The 21,746-nt window shown below is 69.0% G+C and carries 20 protein-coding genes and 2 pseudogenes; 12 read left to right on the top strand and 10 right to left on the bottom strand.

The genetic code is table 11. The annotated features are described in order from the left end of the window. Window positions 1-66 precede the first annotated feature (66 nt). Complete coding sequence (locus AB0G15_RS20765; protein ID WP_362842004.1) at window positions 67-705, bottom strand: GntR family transcriptional regulator; 639 nt, start codon at window positions 703-705, stop codon at window positions 67-69. Window positions 706-879: 174 nt separating this feature from the next. Between AB0G15_RS20765 and AB0G15_RS20760 the strand changes: the two genes are divergently transcribed. Then, a complete protein-coding gene (locus AB0G15_RS20760) occupies window positions 880-3,618 on the top strand; it encodes a carbohydrate-binding protein (RefSeq protein WP_362842001.1) in 2,739 nt (912 codons plus the stop codon). A 143-nt stretch (window positions 3,619-3,761) separates the two neighbouring features. Here AB0G15_RS20760 and AB0G15_RS20755 read toward each other — a convergent pair whose 3' ends face one another. Beyond that, on the bottom strand, window positions 3,762-6,680 hold the full coding sequence (locus tag AB0G15_RS20755) for a SpoIIE family protein phosphatase (RefSeq protein WP_362841998.1): 2,919 nt from the start codon (window positions 6,678-6,680) through the stop codon (window positions 3,762-3,764). 542 nt (window positions 6,681-7,222) lie between these two features. On the opposite strand from AB0G15_RS20755, the gene AB0G15_RS20750 reads away from it, so the two are divergent. Further along, the gene (locus AB0G15_RS20750; RefSeq protein WP_362841996.1) at window positions 7,223-8,116 is read left to right on the top strand and encodes an SAM-dependent methyltransferase; all 894 of its coding nucleotides are present in this window, start codon (window positions 7,223-7,225) and stop codon (window positions 8,114-8,116) included. Here the strand turns inward: AB0G15_RS20750 and AB0G15_RS20745 are convergent. Both AB0G15_RS20745 and AB0G15_RS20740 read right to left on the bottom strand, forming a co-directional pair. Next, window positions 8,093-8,993 (bottom strand): annotated as a pseudogene (locus AB0G15_RS20745) (IS982 family transposase). The gene AB0G15_RS20750 and the pseudogene AB0G15_RS20745 sit on opposite strands and share 24 nt — an antisense overlap. Window positions 8,994-9,167: 174 nt before the next feature. After that, window positions 9,168-9,785: a TetR/AcrR family transcriptional regulator gene (locus AB0G15_RS20740; RefSeq protein ID WP_362841993.1), complete on the bottom strand. Its 618-nt coding sequence runs from the start codon at window positions 9,783-9,785 to the stop codon at window positions 9,168-9,170. A gap of 67 nt (window positions 9,786-9,852) precedes the next feature. Here AB0G15_RS20740 and AB0G15_RS20735 point away from each other — a divergent pair, with 67 nt between their 5' ends. Then, window positions 9,853-10,215: an SgcJ/EcaC family oxidoreductase gene (locus AB0G15_RS20735; protein ID WP_362841991.1), complete on the top strand. Its 363-nt coding sequence runs from the start codon at window positions 9,853-9,855 to the stop codon at window positions 10,213-10,215. A gap of 542 nt (window positions 10,216-10,757) precedes the next feature. Here the strand turns inward: AB0G15_RS20735 and AB0G15_RS20730 are convergent. Then, a pseudogene (locus AB0G15_RS20730) lies at window positions 10,758-11,096 on the bottom strand (LysR substrate-binding domain-containing protein); the annotation flags it as partial. 8 nt (window positions 11,097-11,104) lie between these two features. Next, window positions 11,105-11,308 (bottom strand): LysR family transcriptional regulator, encoded by a 204-nt coding sequence (locus AB0G15_RS20725; RefSeq protein WP_362841988.1) that lies wholly within the window; start codon window positions 11,306-11,308, stop codon window positions 11,105-11,107. A gap of 121 nt (window positions 11,309-11,429) precedes the next feature. Here AB0G15_RS20725 and AB0G15_RS20720 point away from each other — a divergent pair, with 121 nt between their 5' ends. The 6 genes from AB0G15_RS20720 (at window position 11,430) to AB0G15_RS20695 (ending at window position 14,761) form a co-directional block, all read left to right on the top strand. After that, on the top strand, window positions 11,430-12,578 hold the full coding sequence (locus tag AB0G15_RS20720) for an FAD-dependent monooxygenase (protein ID WP_362841985.1): 1,149 nt from the start codon (window positions 11,430-11,432) through the stop codon (window positions 12,576-12,578). A 108-nt stretch (window positions 12,579-12,686) separates the two neighbouring features. Beyond that, window positions 12,687-13,037, top strand: coding sequence for a serine hydrolase domain-containing protein (locus tag AB0G15_RS20715; protein WP_362841982.1), 351 nt, complete (start codon window positions 12,687-12,689; stop codon window positions 13,035-13,037). Further along, complete coding sequence (locus AB0G15_RS20710; protein ID WP_362841979.1) at window positions 13,034-13,219, top strand: hypothetical protein; 186 nt, start codon at window positions 13,034-13,036, stop codon at window positions 13,217-13,219. The genes AB0G15_RS20715 and AB0G15_RS20710 overlap by 4 nt, the downstream gene beginning before the upstream one ends. Next, window positions 13,140-13,376 carry a VOC family protein gene (locus AB0G15_RS20705; RefSeq protein ID WP_362841976.1) on the top strand — a complete coding sequence of 79 codons (237 nt, stop codon included), beginning with the start codon at window positions 13,140-13,142 and terminating at the stop codon, window positions 13,374-13,376. Before AB0G15_RS20710 ends, AB0G15_RS20705 begins: the two co-directional genes overlap by 80 nt. A 231-nt stretch (window positions 13,377-13,607) precedes the next feature. Then, entirely contained in the window at window positions 13,608-13,865 is a 258-nt protein-coding gene (locus tag AB0G15_RS20700) for a tyrosine-type recombinase/integrase (protein WP_362842055.1), read from the top strand. Window positions 13,866-14,047: 182 nt separating this feature from the next. After that, entirely contained in the window at window positions 14,048-14,761 is a 714-nt protein-coding gene (locus tag AB0G15_RS20695; RefSeq protein ID WP_362841973.1) for an SDR family oxidoreductase, read from the top strand. 189 nt (window positions 14,762-14,950) lie between these two features. Here the strand turns inward: AB0G15_RS20695 and AB0G15_RS20690 are convergent, their stop codons facing one another. The 3 genes from AB0G15_RS20690 to AB0G15_RS20680 all read right to left on the bottom strand — a co-directional run bounded on the left by AB0G15_RS20690 (window position 14,951) and on the right by AB0G15_RS20680 (window position 17,241). After that, window positions 14,951-15,274 carry a chorismate mutase gene (locus tag AB0G15_RS20690; protein WP_362841970.1) on the bottom strand — a complete coding sequence of 108 codons (324 nt, stop codon included), beginning with the start codon at window positions 15,272-15,274 and terminating at the stop codon, window positions 14,951-14,953. A gap of 258 nt (window positions 15,275-15,532) precedes the next feature. Continuing rightward, window positions 15,533-16,618, bottom strand: coding sequence for a Gfo/Idh/MocA family oxidoreductase (locus AB0G15_RS20685; protein ID WP_362841967.1), 1,086 nt, complete (start codon window positions 16,616-16,618; stop codon window positions 15,533-15,535). Between the two features lie 26 nt (window positions 16,619-16,644). Next, entirely contained in the window at window positions 16,645-17,241 is a 597-nt protein-coding gene (locus AB0G15_RS20680) for a CGNR zinc finger domain-containing protein (protein ID WP_362841964.1), read from the bottom strand. A 58-nt stretch (window positions 17,242-17,299) separates the two neighbouring features. Here AB0G15_RS20680 and AB0G15_RS20675 point away from each other — a divergent pair, with 58 nt between their 5' ends. Next, window positions 17,300-17,680, top strand: a complete 381-nt coding sequence (locus AB0G15_RS20675; protein WP_362693980.1) for a nuclear transport factor 2 family protein — start codon at window positions 17,300-17,302, stop codon at window positions 17,678-17,680. A 177-nt stretch (window positions 17,681-17,857) separates the two neighbouring features. On the opposite strand, the gene AB0G15_RS20670 is transcribed toward AB0G15_RS20675, so the two are convergent. Next, the gene (locus AB0G15_RS20670; RefSeq protein ID WP_362841962.1) at window positions 17,858-19,387 is read right to left on the bottom strand and encodes a carboxylesterase family protein; all 1,530 of its coding nucleotides are present in this window, start codon (window positions 19,385-19,387) and stop codon (window positions 17,858-17,860) included. Window positions 19,388-19,603: 216 nt separating this feature from the next. On the opposite strand from AB0G15_RS20670, the gene AB0G15_RS20665 reads away from it, so the two are divergent. Next, window positions 19,604-20,107: a hypothetical protein gene (locus AB0G15_RS20665; protein ID WP_362841959.1), complete on the top strand. Its 504-nt coding sequence runs from the start codon at window positions 19,604-19,606 to the stop codon at window positions 20,105-20,107. A gap of 474 nt (window positions 20,108-20,581) precedes the next feature. Continuing rightward, on the top strand, window positions 20,582-21,433 hold the full coding sequence (locus AB0G15_RS20660; protein WP_362841956.1) for a hypothetical protein: 852 nt from the start codon (window positions 20,582-20,584) through the stop codon (window positions 21,431-21,433). Window positions 21,434-21,746 lie beyond the last annotated feature (313 nt).

The following is a 21,746-nucleotide window of genomic DNA, read 5'->3' as shown; positions in this document are numbered from 1 at the left end:
GCCTATCGATAGGCAATGGGCGCACAGTAATCGGTCGCGCGTTCGGCGGCAACCTTGGGACGGGTTCTATGCGTCGAGATTTCCGGACGCGTGCGCGGCGAAGGCGCTCGCGGCGACCTCCGGATCGCCGCTCATGAGCGCGTCGATGAGATCGGCGTGCCAGTGGACGACCCGTGCGCGGTCGCCGAGGTAGGAGGGGTCGCCGATCGCGCGCTGGCTGATGAGCATGGGCTCGAGGGTGTCCCAGAGTCTGGCGAGCACCGAGACGCCCGCGGCGGCGATCACGCCGCGGTGGAACTCGACATCGAGTGTGCGGAAGGCCGCCCAATCCCCGGCGGCGACGGCTTCCTGCATTCGCGAGACGATCGCGCGCAGCCGGGTGAGGACGGCGGCGTCCGCGGTCGTGACCACGAGGCGGGCACCTGCCGCCTCGAGCGCGGCGCGCATCTGTCGCGCGATCGCGAACTCCTCGGGGGAGATCTCGGTCACGTAGCTTCCGTGGCGGGGCACCGAGACCACGAGCCCCGCGTGCACCAGCCGCTTCACCGCCTCGCGCACGGGCGCCTGGCTGATGCTGAGCTGCCGGGCGATCTCGGATTCCACGACGCGGGATCCGGGCGCGCGCGAGCCGTCGAGGATCGAGGTGAGGATCAGGTCGTACACCTGGTCCGAAAGCAGTCCCCGGTTGATTCCGGTGTCGGTCATGGTGCCTTCCGTTGCGCTCTGATGTTCTGTCCAGGCTAGCGATAGTCGATAGAGGGCGTCGCCGTTGTCGCGGTGATCGAGACCGAAGCCGTCTCGGCCCGGTTGCCGGCTCCCCATTGACTCGCTGGATCTCCCTCACTACTTTTCGATTATCGATTAGTGATTGGATCAACGATGGCCCGTCGGATCATCGCGGCACGCGCCGCCGCACTCGCCACGATCGCCGTCGCCGCATTGCTCGGCGGCACCCTCGCAGGCGCGCCTCCAGCCGCGGCCACGGGAGGCACCACTTACCACGTGAGCACCTCCGGCTCCGACTCCAACCCGGGCACCTCGAGCTCCCCGTTCCGGAACCTCCAGCGATGCGCCGTTGTCATGACCGCCGGCGATACGTGCGAGATCGCATCCGGGACATATCGAGAGACCGTCACGCCGTCCGCCAACGGCACGGCGACGAACCGCATCACCTACACCGCCGCGCCGGGCGCGGCGGTCATCGTCGACGGCAGCGATCCGGTGGCCGGCTGGTCGCAGGTCACCGGGGCGCAGCTGACCGCGCTCAAGGCGAACGATCCCACCCTTGACGGGTCGGAGTTCGCCGCAGCGGTCGGAGCCGGTCGGATCCATCGTGCCGCCGTCACCGTCAACAACGACCTCTCCGGACAGCAGGTGTTCGTCGACGGTGCGATGCAGCCCGAGGCGGCGTGGCCGCACCCGGGCAACAACCCGGCCGAGCCGGTGCTCGCCTCCGCGCAGTCCGGCACCCAGACCTCGCTCTCCGACCCGGCGCTCACCCAGCCGGCCGGCTGGTGGGTCGGCGCCCGCCTCACGTCGCACAACTGGTTCGTCAGCGAGACCGGCACCGTGACCGGCTCGGCGGTCGGTTCGGTGACCGCGAGCAGCCTGCCGGCATGCGTGGGTCTCAGTCCCAACCGGAAGAACCTCTACTCGCTGAGCGGCAAGCTCGCCCTGCTCGGCAAGGCGGGCGAGTGGCACCACCGCTCGGCCGACGGCCACCTCTACCTCTGGACCCCGGACGGGACCGCCCCCTCGAGTCACACCGTCGAGCTCAAGAAGCGCGACCTCGCCTTCGACCTGTCCGGTCGCTCGTACACGACCGTGCTCGGGATCGGCATCAAGGGCGCCACCGTCCGGACCTCATCGTCAACCCACCACGTGGTGCTCGACGGGATCACCGCTCGCCACGTCTCGGCTTACAGCGACCTCACCATCGACCCGGACAAGGTCACGCCCAGCGACCCCTGCGACGTTCTCACCGCCGGCGAGACCACGAGCGGCATCCAGCTGCGCGGCACGGCCAACGTGCTGCGCAACAGCACAATCGACTGGAGCGCCGGCAACGGCGTGATGGTGGCGGGCACCGGCAACACGGTGACCAACAACCGCATCACGAACGCCAACTACATGGGCAGCTACGCGGCGAGTGTCAACGTGCTCGGCAGCGACCACCTCATCAGTCACAACACGGCATGGGGCAGCGGGCGCAGCAACCTCAACATCGACAACAAGGTCTCCGGCACCACCGCGTCGGGCCATCTGATCCGGTACAACGATTTCGGCGACTACGGCAAGCTCGTCAACGACGTCGGCGCGATCTACGTGTGCTGCCGGGTGAACATGGCGAACACGATCATCGACCACAACCTGCTGCACGACGCGGCCCAGGGCGTGGCCGAGGACGGGCCGGCGCCCGGCGTATACCTCGACCTCGAGACCCACAACGCCACGGTCGCCGACAATGTCGCCTGGAACCGCACCACCTACGGCGTCGTGCTGATCAATCCGAACGGGGGCACGACCTCGGGTAACAAGATCTACGGCAACACGAGCGGCACCGACCCCAAGGCGGTCAGCCTGTTCGGCGGCACCTACTCCACCTCCGAGGTGAAGAACAACATCGGCACGGTCGACACCGCGACAGGGGTCACGGTGACCGGCAACCTGCCGAACTCGATCAACCCGCAGTTCACGAACGCCGCCGGGCTCGACTTCACGGTCGGCTCCGGCTCCCCGGCCCGCAACGCCGGTGCGGTGCTGCCGCCCTGGACGGACAACTCGACCGACGCGACCCCCACGATCGGCGCCTACCAGTACGGTGCGACGAAGTGGGCCGGCGGGGCACGCTCCGTCGGCGCGGCCATCCAGGCGGAGTCAGCCGTATCCGGCTCCGGCACGAACACCCGCTCCGGCGGGACCGGCACGGTCGTCGGCAGTTTCGACGGCGGCGACCGGCTGCGCTACGCGAACGTCGCCTTCGGCAACGGGCGCACCATGTTCGCGGCGACCCTCGCGACCGAGACGCAGTACGCCAACCAGCGCTTCGAGATCCGCATCGACTCGGCCACCGGCCCCGTCATCGGCACCGCGACGGTCTCGGCGACCGGCGGCTTCGACCGCTTCGTGCCCCAGTACACGCCGATCGTCCCGACCAGCGGCACCCATGACGTGTACCTCATCGCCCTCGGCACCGGGCCGGGTGTCGGCGACATCGACACGATCGCCTTCACGCGCACCACGGCGAAGCTGGAGGCGGAGCAAGCGGACGCCGGTTCCGGCACGAGCGTGATCGCGGGCGGGACCGGGACGTCCGTCGGGAGCTTCGACGGCGGTGACAGCCTGTCCTTCCGTTCGGTCGACTTCGGAATGGGACGCACATCGTTCTCCGCCTCGCTGGGTGTCGATCCCGCCTATGCGGGCCAGACCTTCGAGGTCCGGATCGACAGCGCGACCGGTCCGGCGATCGGTACGGTCACGACGACCTCGACCGGTGGATGGACGCGGTTCGCGACCCAGAGCATCGCCATCGCGAGCAGTAGCGGTGTGCACGATGTGTTCCTGGTCGCGACCGGCGGTGCGGGCGTCGCCAACATCGACTGGGTGGCGTTGGAGTAGCTCCGGCCGCCGGGCACGTTCGTCACCCCTCGCCGCGATCGGAGAATCCGACCTGTCCAGGTTGAGCATCCGGATGAGCGGTCACACAGCCCCGGCCCTCCCGGTCCCCGCGCCACTCGATGATCCGCTCTTACGTTGAGGGACTACCCGAGCCTGGTCATCGATCCCACGGCTGACATCGTGGAAGCGGGGGCGGGAGCCCTCGCGGGCAGCGGTTGCTCGGTCCAGATGCACTTGCCCTCGGCGGTGTAGCGCGTGCCCCAGCGCTGCGACAGGGCCGCGACCAGCTGGAGTCCGCGTCCCCCCTCGTCGGTCTCGGACGCGCGGCGGATGCGGGGAGTGGTGAGGCTTCTGTCGTGGACCTCGCAGATGAGCGACCGGCTCCGCAGCAGGCGGAGCACGATCGGCCCCTTCGCGTGGCGGACCACGTTCCCGATCAGCTCGCTGGCCAGGAGTTCGGTGGTCATCGTCAGGTCGTCCAGGCCCCAGGTCGACAGCTGCTCGCGGACGTGCTGCCGTGCCACGCCGGCGGCTCTGGGGTCCTCGGGCAGGCACCACGAGCTCATGTCGCGGCGGTCGAACGATTTGACGCGCGTGATGAGCAGGGCGGCGTCGTCGGTGGTCTGCAGGTCGGCGGGGAGCAGGGCGCCGGTGACGGAGTCGCACAGGAGTTCCAGCTCCGCGTCACAGGTGTAGCAGGTGATCCGCCTCAAGGAGGTCGTGAGGCTCGCGGCGAGCTGGGCCATGCCGCTGTCCAGGTCACAGGTGGGGGACTCGACCAGGCCATCGGTGTACAGCACGAGGAGGGCATCGTCGGGCAGTTGTACGTCGAGGGTCTCGAAGGGGGGTTCGGCGGCGCCGAGCGGCGGGTTGGCCGGGATGTCCGGGAAGAAGGCGGTGCCGTCCGGGCGGACGATGGCGGGGGACGGGTGCCCGGCGCCGGCGAGGGTGCAGATGCGGGTGCTGGGATCGTAGAGGGCGTACAGGCAGGTGGCGTACGAGTCGTCCCCCAGGTTGCTGACGAGCTCGTTGAGGTTGTAGAGGATCTCCTCGGGCGGAAGCTCGAGGGCGGCGAGGGTGTGCACGGCGGTGCGCAGGCGTCCCATGGTCACGGCCTCGGGCATGCCGTGGCCCATCACGTCGCCGATGACGAGCGCCACCCTGTCGGAGGACAGGGGGATGATGTCGTACCAGTCGCCGCCGACCTCCGTCTCCTTCCCGGCGGGCATGTAGCGGGCCGCGGCGGTGACGGCGGGCAGAGAGGGAAGCTCGTGGGGAAGCAGCTCACGCTGTAGTTCCTGGGCGTGGGCGTGCTCCGCCTCGTACAGCCTGGCACGTTCCAGGGCATGGGCCATCAGGCTGCCGACCGCGTTGAGCAGGGTGGACTCATCTTCGGTGAAACGGCGCGGCTGGCTGAAGCCCAGGACGCAGCAACCGACCCGGTGGTCGGGGGCGAGCAGGGGAAGGAAGGCCCATGCCCGCTTCCCGCTCACGGCGAGGAGGTCGGCCATGTCCGGGAACACGCGGAGATACTCCTCCGGCGAGCAGATGAAGACCGGGGCACGGCTTTCGAGCGCCTGGACGATGGGAGGGATGGTCGCCGGGTCTTTCGACTGCACCGAGTCGATGCACGCCTGGGAGTATCCCACCGAGCCGATGGATCGAAGGCGATTGTTCTCGATCCCGTAGATGATCAGACCGGTCGCGACGAACAGCGACGACAGCCGGTCGGCGGTGACGTTCATGACGTCGCGCAGGGTCAGTGCCGAGGCGAGCGCGCTGGTCAGCTCGCCGATGCGGGCGGCGCGTTCCGCCGCCGCGCGCGCGTCGGCGGCCTGCTCGGCCTCCCATGCCCGCTTCTCGGTGACATCGCTGATGAACATCGTCATGCCCTCGGGCACCGGAACCAGCCGCACGTGGTAACAGCGGTTGTTGGCGGGCCACCGGACGTCGAACTCGGCCGGCATCCCCTTGTCGGTGGCCTGCCGGAAGCGGTCCTCCAGATCGGGTGTCGTGACCGTGGGCAGATCCCACAGGACGCGCCCGAGCGGCTTCTGCCCGGAGCCGATGAGCCGTTCGGCTTCCAAGTTGAGGAAGGTGATCTTTCCGTCGTCGTTCATGGCGATGAAGCCGTCGCTCATGTGCCAGAGGACCCGGCCGACACGGTCGAGGGCGAAACGGGCTTCCGTGGTGTCCCACAACGTGCCGATCATGTAGGCCGGCTCACCGCTCTCGTCGAGCAGCAATCGGCTCCGCACCTGCACCCAGCGGATCTTTCCGTCGGTGTGGCAGATGCGGTGCTCGGCGCTGAACATGCTCTTGGAGCGGATGGCCTCGTCCAGCGCGGCCAGCACCCATGGCAGGTCCTCGGGGTGAACCATCTTGGTCCAGGTCTCGATCTGCCCGTCGAAGGTGTCCGGGTGGACGCCGAAGATCTCGCAGAGCGCGTCGCTCCAGGTGAGGTCGCCCGTGCGGATGTCCCAGTCCCACGTGCCGACCATGACCGTGTTGAGCGCCTGCTGGAGCTGGGCACCCGAGAGCGTGGGGCTCACACCGCGGGCGGCGGCGGACGGTGGCGGGGAGACTCCGCGCAGGTGGTTCGCCGCCCAGCGGGCTGCCATCCGAAGGAACGCCTGTTGGTCCGGTGAAGGCTCGCCGGGGGCGGCGGTCAGGACGGAGAGCGTGCCGAGGGGGCCGTCGGGGCCGGGCAGCGGGACGGCCGCCATTCCGGCGACGCCTAGAGAGGTCCGGGACTGTGGCTCGGAGCCGGGAGCCGGATACGCGGCCGGCTTCGGAGAGGACCACGCGAAAGCGCCGCCGCGGGCCGCGCGGGCGGGTGCGCCGGGTTCGTCCCGCTTGACGTTCTCCCACGCCTGGGTGAAGGTCCGGGGCAGGCCGGTGGTGACCACCAGGCGGAGCGCGTGGTCGCCGGAGGGGTCGCTCAGGTGCGCCATGCCGCCCAGCCCGCCGAGTTCGGCGACCGCATGGTGGAGCGCGGCCCGCAGCGCCTCGGTCGCCGTCAGGCCGTCGTCCATGCTCTCAAGCGCCCGCAGCTTTTCCACTGCCGAACGCTTCGAGAGTCCCTGTATGTCCAGAGTGTGTTTGTCCACATGCATGTTTGATGATCGCCGAGGTGGGCTGGCAGGAGATCTGGCGAACCCGGAACGTACTAATCGTATGTGGGCAAATGTCGCATTTGTGGCAAATTTTGGCCAGTGAACTGCCAGGAGGCCGCCCGTGGTTGTACGTGGAGTCCGGCTTCGGCGAGATCGGGACCTTGCCGAAGCTCCACCGGAGGCTCGACGGGAGCATGCCACCACTTGGGGTGGGGATCGGCGCCGGCGCGGGTGTGGGCGGAGCGGCGTCGAGGGCCTTCGGGGCCGAGTGCGGGCACTCCTGCCTCGTATCATCTGACCGATTTGTTACTTTGTTTGCACTGCAATGAAAGGAGATATGTCGATTTCGATCTCTTATTCTCATGGTGAGCGATCGACGTTTCAGAAATGAACGGCAGCGCCATGGGCGACTTCACATAACGTGATCGCGATCCTGGGCGGAGGCTCGGCAGGCGAGCACCAAGGAAGGGAATCGATGACCGATCGATATGGTAGGGATCACAGATGGGGGACTCCGAACCTGTCAAGAATCCTGCCACCAGGATCGACCCGACGATCCCGCATCCTGCTCGTATCTACGATTACCTCCTGGGGGTAAGGACAACTTCGTCTCCGACCGCGCCGCCGCCGAGCAGCTCATCAAGGTCTCGTCCGGGACGCGCGAGGGTGTTCGAGCGCACCGCGCCTTTCTCGGCCGAGGAGTGAGATACCTGGCCGAGGACGCTGGAACCGAGCAGATCCTCGACATCGGTACCGGCATTCCCACTCAGGGCAATACTCATGAGACCGCGCAGGAGATCAATCCGCGCGCCCGTGTGGCCTATGTGGACAACGACCCGATCGTGCCCGCTCACGGCCGTGCGCTGCTCACGAGCACCGAAACGGGCGCCACCACTGTGATCGAAGCCGACCTCCGGAAACCGGACGCGGTCCTCTCGAACCCGGAAGTCAGGAAGGTGCTCGACTTCTCGCAGCCAATCGCCGTCATCCTGGCGGGGGTCCTGCACTTCGTCGCGGACGGAGAGAACCCCTATGAGGCCGTCGAGCGGTGCAAAGCCGCTGTCCCGTCCGGCAGCCGTCTGCTCCTGTCGCACGTCACCCTGGACTTCGCGCCTCGCATGGAGCGGGAGGAGTTCACCAAGCCCTACGACAAGGGCTCGGCCCCGATGATCCCCCGCAGCCATACCGAGGTCATGGGCTTCTTCAAGGGGTGGGAGCTGGTCACTCCAGGTCTGGTCGAAGTCGTCGACCGGCGCCCGGACGAGAGTGAGTACCGGGAGCCGATTCCCGGCGGCGGCCATGCGTGGGCGTACGGCGGCGTCGCGGTCAAGCCCTGGACGAATAAGTCCGAAGTCCTGTCAGTGGTCGTAGGCGATCAGTGACCGGGTGGTGGGCTGTCCGGTGGCGCGGTTGTGCCAGATCGCGGCGGTCAACGCCAAGATCCGCTGGGCGACGCGGACCGCGACGCCCAGCGGACTACGCCCGCCGTGCAATTCCAGATCGAGCTGGCCTTTGAGGGTGTCGTTGACCGATTCGATCAGCTGACGGATCGGTTTGAGGAACTGCTCGCCGGGCCGGGGTGCCAGATTGCGGTAGGACGGTCGCGGCAGGTGCACACCTCGCATGGCCAGGTAGGCGTCGAGTTCGGCGGAGACGTATCCCTTGTCGGCGATGATCAGCAGGTCGGGCCGCTCAGCCGCCGGCCGCGGGTCATGATCAAGCAGGACCATCAGCACCTGACGCTCATCCAGCTTCGGGGTGGCCAGCGCCCAGGTGATGGGCAATCCTGCCGGAGTGCACACCAGGCAGGCGCAGGCCCCAAAAGTAGCGCGAGTGAGAACGGCAGTAGCCATGACCGGCCCAGCCGGCCAGCTCCGAGCGTCGGCCGGTGGGGCTCGAGCGGCCGCACTCGACCGGAGGGGAGTCCACCACCCAAACCGGGTCGGCTCACAGATCGGTGTCGCGGGCCAAGGCGCCGATGGCGCGCTGGAGCAGGGGCAGGGCGCTGCGCAGGCGCTTGTCGTAGCCGGACTGGCCGGACAGGTAGGGGAAGGCGCCAGGCACATGCGCCGGTAAGAAGCGCAGCCGGCGGGTCTCGGAGCGGATGCCGAGCAGGGCCTGGGCGATGGCCACGGTCAGCAGTTCGGCGTCGGTCAGTCGCGGTGGGCGGCCGATACGGGCGGGGCGGCCCGCGGCGGCGAGCCAGTCATCGATCCTGACGTACAGTGCGGTCAGAAGGGTGTTGAGGTCGTTCGTCACACATCGATCCTCAACACCCTTCGCCGTTTTCGTTCTGTCGTCAGGGACAGGTTCATCTGTCGTGAGGCGCAGCCCGGGTCGGCGACGCCCGTCCCACCACCGACGCGTTCCACGGGCGGGCTCACCAGCCGATACGGATCTCCACACTCGTTCTGACCATTGGGACTTACTCGTCTAGGCGGCGGTCGCCTGCTCCGGCAGGCGGGCGCCCAGCAGGGCCAGGCAGTTGACCCACATGGTGTCGAGGCGCTGGGTGTCGTTGTACAGCTTCGCGAAGAGCACCTGGCCTTCGAGCTGCGCGACCACGGCCCGGGCGGCCGCGGCGCCGTCGGCCACGGTGACCTCGCCGCGCTCGCGCGCCTCCTCGACGACGGCCCGCACCATCTCGACCTGGGCGTCGAAGACCTCCTGCAGGCGGGCGCGGATCGGCTCGGTCCGGTTGCTCAGCTCCAGCGTGAGGTTGCCGAACATGCAGCCGGAGACGGTGCCGCACGACTGCTTCTCGGCGCGCTGCTCGGCCTCGGTCGCCTCGAACAGCCGGCGCAGCCGCTCCAGGGGGGCGCCGTCGCCGCCGAGGATCGCCCTCCAGTTGCCGCGCTCCTCGGCCCACTCCTCGTCGATGACGGCCAGGACCAGCGCTTCCTTGGACTCGAAGAAGTAGTAGAAGCTGCCTTTCGGGACACCGGCGGCCTTGCAGATCTCCGCCACCCCGAGCGCGGAGTACCCGTTCAGCTCGATCAGCCGCTGCGCGGTGGTGAGGATCTTTTCCCTGGCGTCACTGGTCCGTCCCATATGACAAGTGTACGACCGGTCGTCTATGTTTTCCACTAGACCGGTCATCTATAAACGGAGGGTAATCATGAGTCACCCGATGCCTGTGATCCTGGAGCGATGGAAGGCCGCGTTCGACGGCCACCGGCCGGACGCGATGGCCGAGCTGTTCACCGATGACGCGTTGTTCCTGGGCTTCCTCCCAGAACCGGCGTCCGGCAGGGAGGCCGTACGCGCCTACTACGCGGCCGTCCCGCCCGGCCGCACGGCCGACGTGAGGATCCTGCACACCTACACGCTCGGGGAGGAGGTGGCGGGCGGCTTCGCCGCCGTCTCGTTCCGTGCCGACGGTGAGGACGAGGTGCCGGTGAACCTCTCCCTGGTCCTGGTGCGCGACGGAGACGCGTGGCGCATCCGGCAGTACCACGTCTCGCGCGTCCTCGATCGGTAGCCGGCGCGTCCCCGGAGGCCCGGTTCGGCCTTCGAGGTTCGACCGGGCCCGGGTGCACATGCTCAAGGAGCGCATTCCGCCGCCGGGCATGACCGTACTGGTGCGGCTGGTCGGCGAGGCGCGGCGGGCGGAGAACGAGCGGCTGCACGCACTGCTGTCGGGCCGGTTGTCGGCCGAGATGCGCGCCGCGCTGGTGCGGTTGCCGACCGTGCCGGACGGCAAGCGCCGCTCGGAGCTGGAACGGTTGCGGACGGCGCCGACGAAGGCCTCGGGCCGGGTGATGGCCGAAGAACTGCGCCGGGTCGCCGAGATCGCCGAGCTCGGCGCCGGACACCATACCGCCACCTCAAGGGGCAGGGGCCGACGGGAGAGGGCCCAGGTCGCGGATGATCCCGGTCAGGGCCCGGATGGGCTCGTTCTCCGCCTCGCTCCGCCACACCAGCGCGTACGGCAGCGGTTCCATGTCGGTGACCGGCAGGTAGACGATGTCCGGCCGTGCCCACGTATCGGGCGACGTGGGCGGGGAAGAGCACGACGAGCCCGTCCATGCTGGCGAGGGTCATGGCCTCTTCCGCGTCCCGGACCACGGGGCCGCGCTCGATCTGACGGCCGCGCCGGGTGAGGCGAGGGGCGTAGGCGTCGTACCAGTAGCCGGGCCCGGTGTCGGCGTTCGGGTGCTGGAAGTCGGAGATCATCTCCAGCGAGACCGACGCGCGCGGGGCGAGCTGGTGGCCGGTGGCGACGGCCAGCACCCGGGGTTCGGCGAACAGCACCGGCCCCACGGTGAGGTCAGGCTCGTCGATGGGGAGCCAGCTCACCAGGATGTCGATGTCTCCGCGGCGCAGCGAGGAAAAGGCTTCGCCGAGCTGGGCGCGTTCCACGCTCTCCTTCAGCCCGGCGTAGAGAGGCCGCAGGTCGTCCCGGAGCGGACCATGCGGTTGGTGCGCTCGAACAGCGGCGCGCCGACCTGCCGCTCCTGCTTCTGGATCGCCTGGGTGACGCGGGCGGGTGACAGGCACAGCCGGACGGCGGTGCGGCCGAAGTGCAGTTCCTCGGCCAGGGTCAGGAAGATCTCGATGTCCCGCAGTTCCACGCCTGACCTGCTCCGTTCACTCCCACTGAAGGTGATCTTTCGGGGTTCGTCGTTGTTCCGGGTGTTCACCGTACTTAATCCTCGATTCGTACGATTCGCCGCTGGTCGAGGGAGCACGTGGATGGACGTCCTGGTTTGCGGTACCGGTGTCGCCGGGGCCGCCCTGGCGTACTGGCTGCGCCATCACGGGTTCACCCCGACTGTGGTGGAGCGCGCCCCGCGGGTGCGCCCGGGCGGGTACGCGACGGGCCTGCGCGGCGAGGCGCTGGACGTGCTGGACCGGATGGCCCTGCTGGAGCAGGCCGAAGCGCTGGGCCTGCGGCTGGGTGATACGGCGATGGCGGATGACTACGCCGCGCCGCCCGTGACGATCCGCCCGGGTGACCTGGAGATCCTCAGGGACGACCTGGCCGGCCTGCTGTACCAGGCCACCCGCCGGGAGGTCGAGTACGTTTTCGGCGACTCGATCGCCACCCTGGAGCAGAGCGCCGACGACGTGCGGGTCACCTTCGACCGCGGCCGGCCGCGCCGCTTCGACCTGGTGGCCGGCGCCGACGGGCTGCACTCGCGCACCCGCTCGCTGGCCTTCGGGCCGCACGAGCGCTTCGTCCGGCACCTGGGTATCTACACGGCGGTCTTCAGCGTGCCCGGCCGCCTCGGCGCCGAAGGCGACGGCCGGGCCTACCGCGTACCGGGCAAGGCGGCCGGGGTGCTCAGCACCCGCGACGGCGCCCGAGCGCGTGCGGCGCTGCACTTCGCCTCCGGGCCGCTGGCCTACGACCGCGATGACACCAGGCAGCACGAGCGCATCGTGGCTGAGCGGTTCGCCGGCGAAGGCCTGCAGATTCGGCTCCTGCTGGAGGAGATGCGGGGGGCGGAGGACCTCTTCTTCGAGGCGAACGCCCAGGTCGAGATGGACCGCTGGTTCTCGGGCCGGGTGGTGCTGCTCGGGGACGCCGCCTACTGTGCGGCGCCGGCTTCGGGCCGCGGCGCTTCCCAGGCGTTGATCGGCGCCTACATCCTGGCCGGCGAGCTGGCCGCAGGCGGCGACCACGCGCAGGCGTTCGCCTCCTACGAGCGGGAAATGCGCGGCTTCGTCGCCGAGCACCAGCACCTGGGGCGCGAAGGCACCGACCAGTTCTTCCTCGGCACGCCTCCGCAGAAGGGATTCGACCGCACGACGGCGGCTCGCCCGCACCTGGTGCGACTCAAGGACTACGCTCCCGGCTTCGCCGCGGAGCGGCCGTCACCCGGCCGGGCTGCCCGCTGACCTGGCGCCGCCGTCGGCACGGCGGCGCCAGGGCGGCGACGGCCCGATGCCAGGGCCCTCCGCGTGGGTGAACGTACGAATGATCATGACGACAAGGAGATAAGGATCATGGCAGTGGACAGGAGCGGCTTTTCTGAGCAGGGGCTGCGCAGGCTGCGTGAGGTGCTGGCACGGTATGTCGACTCCGGGGAGATCCCCGGAGTCGTCGCCCTGGTCAGCCGGGGCGGCCAGACGCACGTCGAGACGATCGGCACGATGCGGCACGACGGCGGCGCGCCGATGCGCCGGGACACGATCTTCCGCATGGCCTCCACCTCCAAGCCGGTCACCATCGCGGCGGCGATGGTGTTGCTGGACGAGTGCCGGCTGCGGCTGGACGACGTGGTGGACCCGTGGCTGCCCGAGCTGGCCGACCGCCAGGTGCTGACCCGGCCAGACCTTCGAGGCGTTCCTGGGTGAGCGCATCTTCGATGCCCCTCGGCATGACCGACACCGGCTTCCACGTGCCCGCCGAGAAGATCGACCGGCTGCCCACCCTGTACGCCCCCGATCCGCAGCCGGGTGAGTTCCTCGCCTGGGACGAGCCCGAGGGCGGACGGTGGAGCAAGCCGCCGGCTTCACCTCGACGTCAGCCCGATTGACGGCAGCACCGACGACGAGGTGACCGGATTGCTCGGCCTCGGCGCCATCAAGAGAGATGTGGGCCAAGGCCCAGACCGAAGCTGGGTGGTCATGGCCGACCCCGAGGGCAACGAGTTCTGCATCCTGCGCACCCTGGCGGTGACGCGCCACAGTTAGCGTTGCTGTTCCTACCACACCTTCGTCGTGGCCAGATGCCCGGGCCTCGTGATCATTTCTCTTCGACATCGCCGGCGGCGATGTCGTCGGGTGGGCTGGTGCACAGGCTCTGGCTGGTACGACAACCTCGTCGCCCACCCGACCCGGTCACCATCGCGGTTAACGGCCACGGATCACAACGCTGCCCGCGCTTCGCCTCCTGACAGGACAAGACCGGGAACCTTCTGAGCGATAGCGGAACGGACCGGCCGCGCCCGCCTCGGCTACGACCGCGCCCGCGTCCTGCTCGACAAGTACGCCGGCCTCGACCTGCACCGGCTACGCCACAGCGCCGCCACCCACCTCGGCGAGGCCGAAATCCCACTGCGGCTCATCATGGGCAAGACCCGGCACAAGAACCCCCGCACCGCCATGCGCTACGTCAAACCCGGGGCCGAGGCCATCGCCAAGGTCACCGAGGTCCTGGCGCCCCGCCGCCGTACCCACTGATCAACAAATCATGGATCGCTGGCAGGCGAAGAAGTCACCGGCTGCTACCGCTAATTCCTGCACTCTGCCTCCTCGAAGGCCGTTCCCAGGCCGGGCGTCCGCCGCCTCCCAGGTTTTGACAAATACTAGACCGGTCGTCTACGTTGAAATAGTAGACCAGTCGGCTAGTAGGGAGTCATCATATGAACACGCAGGAGCAGAAGGTCGCGATCGTCACCGGGGCCTCCCAGGGCATCGGCGCCGGCCTGGTCGCGGGGTACCGCCGGCTGGGCTACGCCGTCGTCGCGACGTCGCGCTTCATCGCGCAGCCCGACGACCCGGAGATCCTCGCCGTCCGGGGCGACATCGCCGACCCCGAGACCGCCGAGAAGGTCGTCGACGCCGCGATCGGGAAGTTCGGCCGCCTCGACACTGTGGTCAACAACGCCGGGATCTTCATCGCCAAGCCGTTCACCGACTACACCGACGACGACCTCGCGACCTACCTCGGCGTGAACCTGACCGCGTTCTTCCAGGTCACCCGGCGGGCCGTCCCGCACCTGCTGGCCCAGGGCGGCGGCCACATCGTCAGCATCACCACCAGCCTGGTCGACCACGCCAACTCCAACGTGCCGTCGGTGCTCGCCTCGCTCACCAAGGGCGGCCTGCAGTCGGCCACGAAGTCGCTCGCGGTCGAGTACGCCGGCCGCGGCCTGCGGGTCAACGCGGTGTCGCCGGGCGTCATCCGGACCCCGATGCACGCGCCGGAGACGCACGAGGTCCTGGCCACCCTGCACCCGGTCGGCCGCCTGGGCGAGATCTCCGACATCGTCGACGCCGTGGTCTACCTGGAGAACGCGCCGTTCGTGACGGGCGAGATCCTGCACGTCGACGGTGGCCAGAGCGCCGGTCACTGACCTCTTCCTGCGAGGCCCCGGCCCTTTTCCTGCGAGCCCCCGGCGCGGGCGAGGGCCTCTCCAGGGCGGCCGTTCCGGGACCGCGGTGCGGTGCGGCGGCTTTGGGGCCGAGGCTCGATACGGCGGTTTTGGGGCGGCGGCTCCGGTACGGCGACCTTGGGACGGCGGCGCGCGGGGGCGGCGTGCCCGTCAGCCGCGAGCGGCCCGCTCGTGGTGACGGATCACCTCTTCGATGACGAAACGCAGGAACTTCTTGGCGAACTCCGGATCGAGCTTCGCCTGCGTGGCGAGCGCCTGGAGCCGTTCGATCTGCGCCGCCTCCCTCACGGGATCGGCCGGGGGGAGCCGGTGGGCGGCCTTCAGCTCACCCACCTGCCTGGTGCACTTGAAGCGCTCCGCGAGTAAGTGGACCAGCGCCGCGTCGATGTTGTCGATGCTGTCCCGAAGATCTCGAAGGTGGGCGAGGGGCGGGTCGATGCGTTGCCCGTCGTCCCCAAGAGACTGGTCGTCCATTCGCTTCTCGCCTCCGCTCGGGTCGATGGTGGAGTCCGTCGTCCCGCCTCGACGGGCTTCGGCCGGGCCTGGACCTCCCCGGCGGGTGTGACCGCGTAGGCCGGGCCGGAACCCTCCCGGCGGGCACGACCACGCCGGCCGGGCCAACCGGGTGACCGGTGAAGATTACACCCGCGGGCGAGGTGGGAGCGCGACCCGAGCCCGTGGCGTCCGCCGGGCCGCCGGGCCTCCGGGCCGTGTCCGGAGGCCCGGCGGGGACTACCGCGCCCAGGCCTCGCGGCCGGTGGTCACACCGGCGCCGGTGCGCAGTGACTCCTCGATCGCCAGGCCGATCAGGTGGTCCTGGCAGCCGTCGGCCAGGGAGTAGGGCTCCGGGGCCTCCCCCCGGCACCAGGAGATCATCCGGCACAGGAGCGAGACGACGGCCAGATCGTCCTCGGAGAAGTGCGCGCCCCGATGATCGTTGCGGTAGACCACGCGCCCGTCGAAGCTGATGTGGTCCAGCTCGCGGCCCTCCAGGTTCAGGTCGATCCCGGTCTGGCGCCGCATGAGCCGCGACTCCACCGGGGTCCTCGGGTCGGCCAGGCGTACCACGCTGTCGTCCACGATCTCTCCCAGCGACCCCCGGACGACGACGCGCCGGGCGCGCAACGGGTTCCACCACTGGTTGTCGGTGAAGTCGTAGAGCCCCATCCCCTCGGCGAACTCCAGGGTGGCGATCGTGGTGGCCGCCTCCTTCGGCGTGGAGTCACCCGTCCAGCCGTCCCTGGACAGCGGGTCGGCCAGCGGGGCGCTGAACGAGCGCGCCGTCACCGTGGTCTCCCCGAAACCGGCCCCGAGCAGGTGCCGGATCAGGGACACGGCGTGGTACAGGTGCGTCGAGGAGATCTGCGCGGAGGTCACCTGCCCGATGATCCCCTCGCGGACGAGCGCGAGCCTCGCGGCGTGCCCCGGCATGTACGAGTACTGCTCGGCGACCTGCACCAGGCCGCTGGATCCGACGGCCGACCACAGGTCGCGCAACCCCTCCAGGTCGGCCGCAGGGGGCGTCTCCGCCAGCACCGGCACGCCGAACCCCACCAGTTCCTTCGTCACCTCCGGGGTGACCGGCCACGGCACCGAGGGAATGACGAACTCGGGACGTCCGGCCGCGAGCATCTCCCCGACGGAGCGGAACGTCGGCACGCCCCAGGCGGCCTCGACCTCGGCGCCGCGCTCCCGCGACCTGGTCACCACGCCGGACACCGACAACCGCTCGGGCAACTGCCTGGCCAGGCGCACGAAGAACTCCGAACGCCACCCGCTGCCGACCAGGCCGAAACGTCCTGCTGACTGTGAGGTCATCACACTTCCTTGAAAGGGGGGCGTTGTCAGCCCGTCGGGTGGCGGTCGCGGCGGGTGCGGAGCTTGTGGCGGTTGCCGCAGCGGTCCATCGAGCACCAGCGCCGCGCCCCGGGGCGGGAGGTGTCGAGGAAGAGCAGGTAGCAGCGCTCGCCCTCGCACATCCTGATCCGGTCGAGGGCGGGGCCGCCGAACACCTCGACGGCGTCGCGGGCCACCGCGGAGAGGAACTGCGCCCCGGTCACGGGGGAGGCCCAGCCGCGATCCAGGGCGGGGCCGATGACCGGGACGGGCGGCGGCGCGGCGGCGGCCTCGTTCAGAGTGGCGAGATCGTCCTCGGAGAAGGCGCGCGAGCCCGTGGCGGCGGTCGCGGCGAGCCTCTGGAGGGCGGCGCGCAGGCGGAGGGCGGCGGCGAAGTCGCCGGGGGAGACCTGGACGAGGTCTCCGAGCCCCGCCCTGGAGTGCGGGATCCAGGCGGCGAGGTCGCCGGGCGTGTGGAGCCGCTCCCATTTCGAGAGCTCCCCCTCACCTCCGGTGACGAGAAGCTCCAGGCACAGCGTGCCGGCGTCGAACCTGAAGCGCTGCCCGTCGAGCGGGGTGAGCTCCATACCGGTTGCCAGAGTCATGGATCGAGTGTAACACTTGACACCGGTTAAACCAGTGTCAACGAGAGGGAGCGCGGCGATGAGCCTCGAGCGTGAGCTGATCGAACTGTCCGAGCGGGCCTGGGAGGCCAACAGGAACGGCGACGCGGAGTTCTACGACCGTTTCCTCACCGAGGCGCCGCTGAGCGTGTCGCAGTGGGGGATCGTGGACGACCGGGAGGCGATCCTGAAGGGGTTCGCCGAGAACCGCAACCCGTACACGCGCACGGACCTGAGCGACCACCGGGTGACCGTGCTGAACGACGGCGGCGCGACCCACACCGCCACCGTGGAGATCGACGTGCTCGTCAACGGCACGGACAAGCAGACCATGAGGATCTTCGCCACCACCGTGCTGACCCGCCGCGACGGCGAGTGGAAGGCCGCCCTGTTCCAGATCACCCCGGCGCCCGCCGGGTGAGGCCCGTCCTGTCAGGTGATCGTCGGAGTGACGCGACTCCGCGAACGGCTTACGGCTTTCGGTGGCGTGCCGCTTCAGATGGAATTCGTGCCGCAAGCGGCAATTGTCGGAAATGAGGATGCCCGCCAAGGTGGATTTCTCCAGCGGTGTGGGCGATTCGCCCGCACCGCTCCAGATTCACCGCGCGAGCAGCGGGAGCGCCGGGAAGGTGTGGTCCTGCCACAGCAGCCGCGAGGTCTCCTCCGGGTAGGCGGCGACCGTCGACGGCGTGTCGAAGAGCTGCGCGAGGCGGCGGCCGGCGTCGTACGGAGGCCAGCCCGGGTCGCCGTGAGCGGCGAACGCCGTCCACGCCCCGCGGATCCGCGCGGACAGCTCCTCCGCCACCGGGGAGGGCCGGTCGCCGATCAGCATGGCGGGCCGTCCGCTGCCCAGGTTGCCGAAGACGAGCGGCACGTCCAGGCCGTGGCAGGCGCCGAGGGCACCGTCCAGTCCCGGGGCGGGCCAGGTCAGTTCGTAGAGGTGGGCCCGGCCGCCACCGGCGATCTGCGCGTCGGCGAGGTGGAGGCTCGGCATGCGGAACAACCAGTCCGCGTTGACCAGCTCGTACAGCTCCTCGTCGGACGCGGCCGGGAACGCCCGCCGGTATCGGCGGGCGCCGTCCGGACCGGGGGCGAGCATGTGCAGAGCGGTCTCGGCCCGCTCGTGTGTGACCTGGCCGAGCACGCCGTCGATCAGGCTGAACAACCGGTGCTCGTCACGAGTGTGCCCCACGAGAAGTCCGACGTCCCGGGCGGCGCCGCCGGCCAGCGCCTGCCAGGGGGTCGCCGGCAGGACGTCACCGTCGACGACCGGTGCGAACGGGATCGGCCGGTGGGTGATCTGCCCCCAGCGCTCCCGCCATTGGACCGTCCTGGCGAAGATCGCGTCGCCCGCGGCGGGCAGCAGGTCCGGGGCCACCGCCGACAGGCCGGACACCGTGGGCCGTACCCCCAGCTCGGCGGCGCAGGCGGCGGCGATGTCCGCGGCCAGCTCGGGGGAGAAGAACGTCCCCGGCACGCTCTGCGCGACCGCCCGGTGGAAGAGCCCGGCGGCGCGCGGCATGGCGAGCAGCGCGGCGACCGATCCGCCGCCCGCCGACTGGCCGAAGACCGTGACCCGGTCCGGATCGCCGCCGAACACCCGGATGTTGTCGCGCACCCACCGCAGGGCCGCGACCTGGTCGAGCAGTCCCCGGTTGGCCGGGGCTCCGCCGATCTGCGCGAACCCCTCGACACCGAGACGGTAGTTGAGGGTCACGACCACGGTTCCGCTCCCGGCCAGGTGCCCGGCGTCGTATTCCGGGAGGCTGGAGTCGCCCATGGCGTAACCGCCGCCGGGGATCCACACCATCACCGGGAGCCCCGCCTCCGGATCCGGTTCCGGTGTCCAGACGTTGAGCGTCAGCCAGTCGTCGCCGGTGGTGTCCCGGGACACCCCGAGCACGCCGGACTGCGGGGGAGGCGGACCGTACGCGAGCGCCGGGCGCACACCGTCCCAGCCGCGCACCGGCTGCGGCGCGGCGAAACGCAGGGGGCCGACCGGCGGCTCGGCGAACGGGACGCCGCGGAAGACCGCCAGGCCCGCCTCCCGGCCGCCGCGCAGGACGCCGGCCGCCGTGCGGACCTCCGGCTCGGACTCGGACGGCTTGTCGGATGCGGTGACGGCCATTTTTACGGTTTCCTCTCCGTGCCGGTTCGGTCGAGCATCCCAGCGCGCGCCATCCGCGGGCAAAGCATTTAGGGCGCGGCCCGTGTGAACCTGAAAAGCCGCGTTGAATCAATCTTGAACGCTTTCCGGAAACGATCCCTCCCGCGCGCCGATTCCCGCAGGACGGTACGCAGGCGACGGTAGACCGGTGATCGTGTCCATAGGAGGATGGTGGCCGTGTCGGCTACCTCGCCAGAAGAGTTGCACGACGAGACCCGTCGTCCATCGCCGAGCCGGCGACGGCGGTGGATTCGCCGTATGGTGAGCGTTTTCGCGCCGATTCTTCTGCTCTACGCGCTCACCATGGCGCCCGCGTGGTTTCACGATCATCTGCTTGACGGTCTCGCGGACCGGATTCTGAGCCACCCCCTCCCGCCGGGGACCGACTTCGGCGATTACGAGAGTCAGGGCGTGGTGATGCCCGGTGGCGGCCACAAGGACGCGTGCGGCTATCGGGTCCGTTTCGATCTTCACACATATATGTCGGCAGAGGAGACGCTGAAGCACTACCGGGCAGCGAAGATCGAACCTGTTGGGGGGAACGGGCCGCTTGAGATCAATGTGTGGACGCTGTCCCGGTCACAGCCTTCCCCTTTGGAAGACGGTGGGCGTCAGCGAATCATCGTCGAGATTCAGGACAACGGTCACGACGGCGGAGGCTGGGATGTCCGTTGCTGGTGAGTGCCGGCGAGCGCCGGAGCGGGTGGCGGGAGTCGAACCCGCGCTGCCGGTCCGGGGAATATCCCATGCGTCCGGTCGCCGGGCTGGGAAGACGCTGACCTGTGAGGGAGTGCCTCGAGTATCCGTGAGTTCCCCTCGATCACCCTTCTGACGGGCACGCGACGGGCACGCGACGGGCACGGCGCTCTTGGGCATCGGATCGGACCTGCCACCGTCGTCGACCCGTGCAGTCAGAAGTGAGGCTCCCCCGACACGGCTGCTCCCGGAGACCGGTTCGCCGGAGTCCGGCCGGGAGTGTGCGACCCCAGCGAAAATTCCGATTTCCGGCACATCAAAACCAGCTTCTATATCGAACTGAGTCCGTCAGTGGTTACTCCAGGCAAAAGCCGGGCAAGGACGGGCTTTACCTGAGGGCGGGATACGTTTTTCTGAACAAGTTCCCTGGAAACAAGGTCGTCGCCGCGACAGCGGGAAGTGGGGGACGAAGCGGTCGCTGAGCGGAACACCGTCGCTTGCGGAGTGTGTCGGCGGCCTGCCACCCTTGAAGAACGGCAGGCCGCCGGCCGCAACCATCCGAGGGGGTCGTGGAACGTGGATGTCTCGTCCTGGCGTACGGAAGACGAGTTCGTCCTGCACGGAGTCCACATCGAGAACGCCGATTTCTCGGGCATCGGCCCAGGGTATTTCGATGTCGGGGTGGGCAGTGTGTTCGTGAAATGCAATTTCAACGGTTTGAAGCCTGCTTCGTGGCCGACCTTCGGCAGTGGAAAGAGACCCACCAAATACATCGGATGCACTTTCGACCGCATGTCCGTAAGCGGAGGAGGGGCCGGCAGGGCGGATTTCGTCGACTGCTCTTTCCTTGAGGTGAAAATCTCGGATTATCGCTTCACGGACTCTCAGTTGATCGGATGCGTATTCAGTGGAAAGCTCGAGTCGGTCATCTTCTCGGCCAGGCCGAACCAGGTGGACGAAGACCTGGGGAGAACGTCGAATGAATTCAGGGACAATGATTTCTCTGGAGCGGATCTGAAGCACGTGAGTTTCAGGGGAGGGGTGGATCTGAATTTGCAACGCTTCCCTGTCGGGGGGAAGCACTTCGTCGTCCAAGACGGAGAAGCTGCCCTGTCACAAGCCTGGGCAGAGGTTCAGGGGTGGCCGGAGGATGAGTACAAGAGCCGTGCGGAGATAGTTCTGGAGGGAATGTTCGATCTCGTTCGGGGAGGTCAGAAGCAGCTTCTGGTCGATAAGAAGCGCATATCGAGAAAGCTTTCCGAGGAGCGAGCGGACAGCTTGGCGAGTATTTTTCTCAGATTCGCGCAATAGGAGGATTGAGGCCGCGGGTCCCGGTGCGGCCTCCCGCTTCGATGTGGCGCTTGATCTGCGGTAAGACGCCTTCCCGCGACTCCCGTCAGCATGATCATTGCGCCCATGCCGTACCTCGGTTGTGTGATGAGGGCGTTACCGTCCAGATCACCGCTGGAGGGACGAAGGGCCGGCCGGTGGGGAAAGGCCGAAGGGGCCGGCCGTACGGGAGGGGAAGGCCGGCTCTGAGGCGTTGGAGAGGACGGCCTGGTGCGGGCGATGCGGCCCGCCGCCGGGATTCATGCCCGGCTCGTCGCGGAGCGGTGTGACGACG

The sequence above is a fragment of the Streptosporangium sp. NPDC023825 genome, assembly GCF_040639575.1.
GTDB lineage: Bacteria > Actinomycetota > Actinomycetes > Streptosporangiales > Streptosporangiaceae > Streptosporangium.
This window is presented reverse-complemented; position numbering and strand designations above follow the sequence as displayed.

Coding starts and splice junctions, on each gene's coding strand:
- AB0G15_RS20765 (WP_362842004.1), bottom strand. CDS start 705: ATGACCGACACCGGAATCAACCGGGGACTGCTTTCGGACCAGGTGTAC.
- AB0G15_RS20760 (WP_362842001.1), top strand. CDS start 880: ATGGCCCGTCGGATCATCGCGGCACGCGCCGCCGCACTCGCCACGATC.
- AB0G15_RS20750 (WP_362841996.1), top strand. CDS start 7,223: ATGGTAGGGATCACAGATGGGGGACTCCGAACCTGTCAAGAATCCTGC.
- AB0G15_RS20740 (WP_362841993.1), bottom strand. CDS start 9,785: ATGGGACGGACCAGTGACGCCAGGGAAAAGATCCTCACCACCGCGCAG.
- AB0G15_RS20735 (WP_362841991.1), top strand. CDS start 9,853: ATGAGTCACCCGATGCCTGTGATCCTGGAGCGATGGAAGGCCGCGTTC.
- AB0G15_RS20720 (WP_362841985.1), top strand. CDS start 11,430: ATGGACGTCCTGGTTTGCGGTACCGGTGTCGCCGGGGCCGCCCTGGCG.
- AB0G15_RS20715 (WP_362841982.1), top strand. CDS start 12,687: ATGGCAGTGGACAGGAGCGGCTTTTCTGAGCAGGGGCTGCGCAGGCTG.
- AB0G15_RS20695 (WP_362841973.1), top strand. CDS start 14,048: ATGAACACGCAGGAGCAGAAGGTCGCGATCGTCACCGGGGCCTCCCAG.
- AB0G15_RS20690 (WP_362841970.1), bottom strand. CDS start 15,274: ATGGACGACCAGTCTCTTGGGGACGACGGGCAACGCATCGACCCGCCC.
- AB0G15_RS20685 (WP_362841967.1), bottom strand. CDS start 16,618: ATGACCTCACAGTCAGCAGGACGTTTCGGCCTGGTCGGCAGCGGGTGG.
- AB0G15_RS20680 (WP_362841964.1), bottom strand. CDS start 17,241: ATGACTCTGGCAACCGGTATGGAGCTCACCCCGCTCGACGGGCAGCGC.
- AB0G15_RS20675 (WP_362693980.1), top strand. CDS start 17,300: ATGAGCCTCGAGCGTGAGCTGATCGAACTGTCCGAGCGGGCCTGGGAG.
- AB0G15_RS20670 (WP_362841962.1), bottom strand. CDS start 19,387: ATGGCCGTCACCGCATCCGACAAGCCGTCCGAGTCCGAGCCGGAGGTC.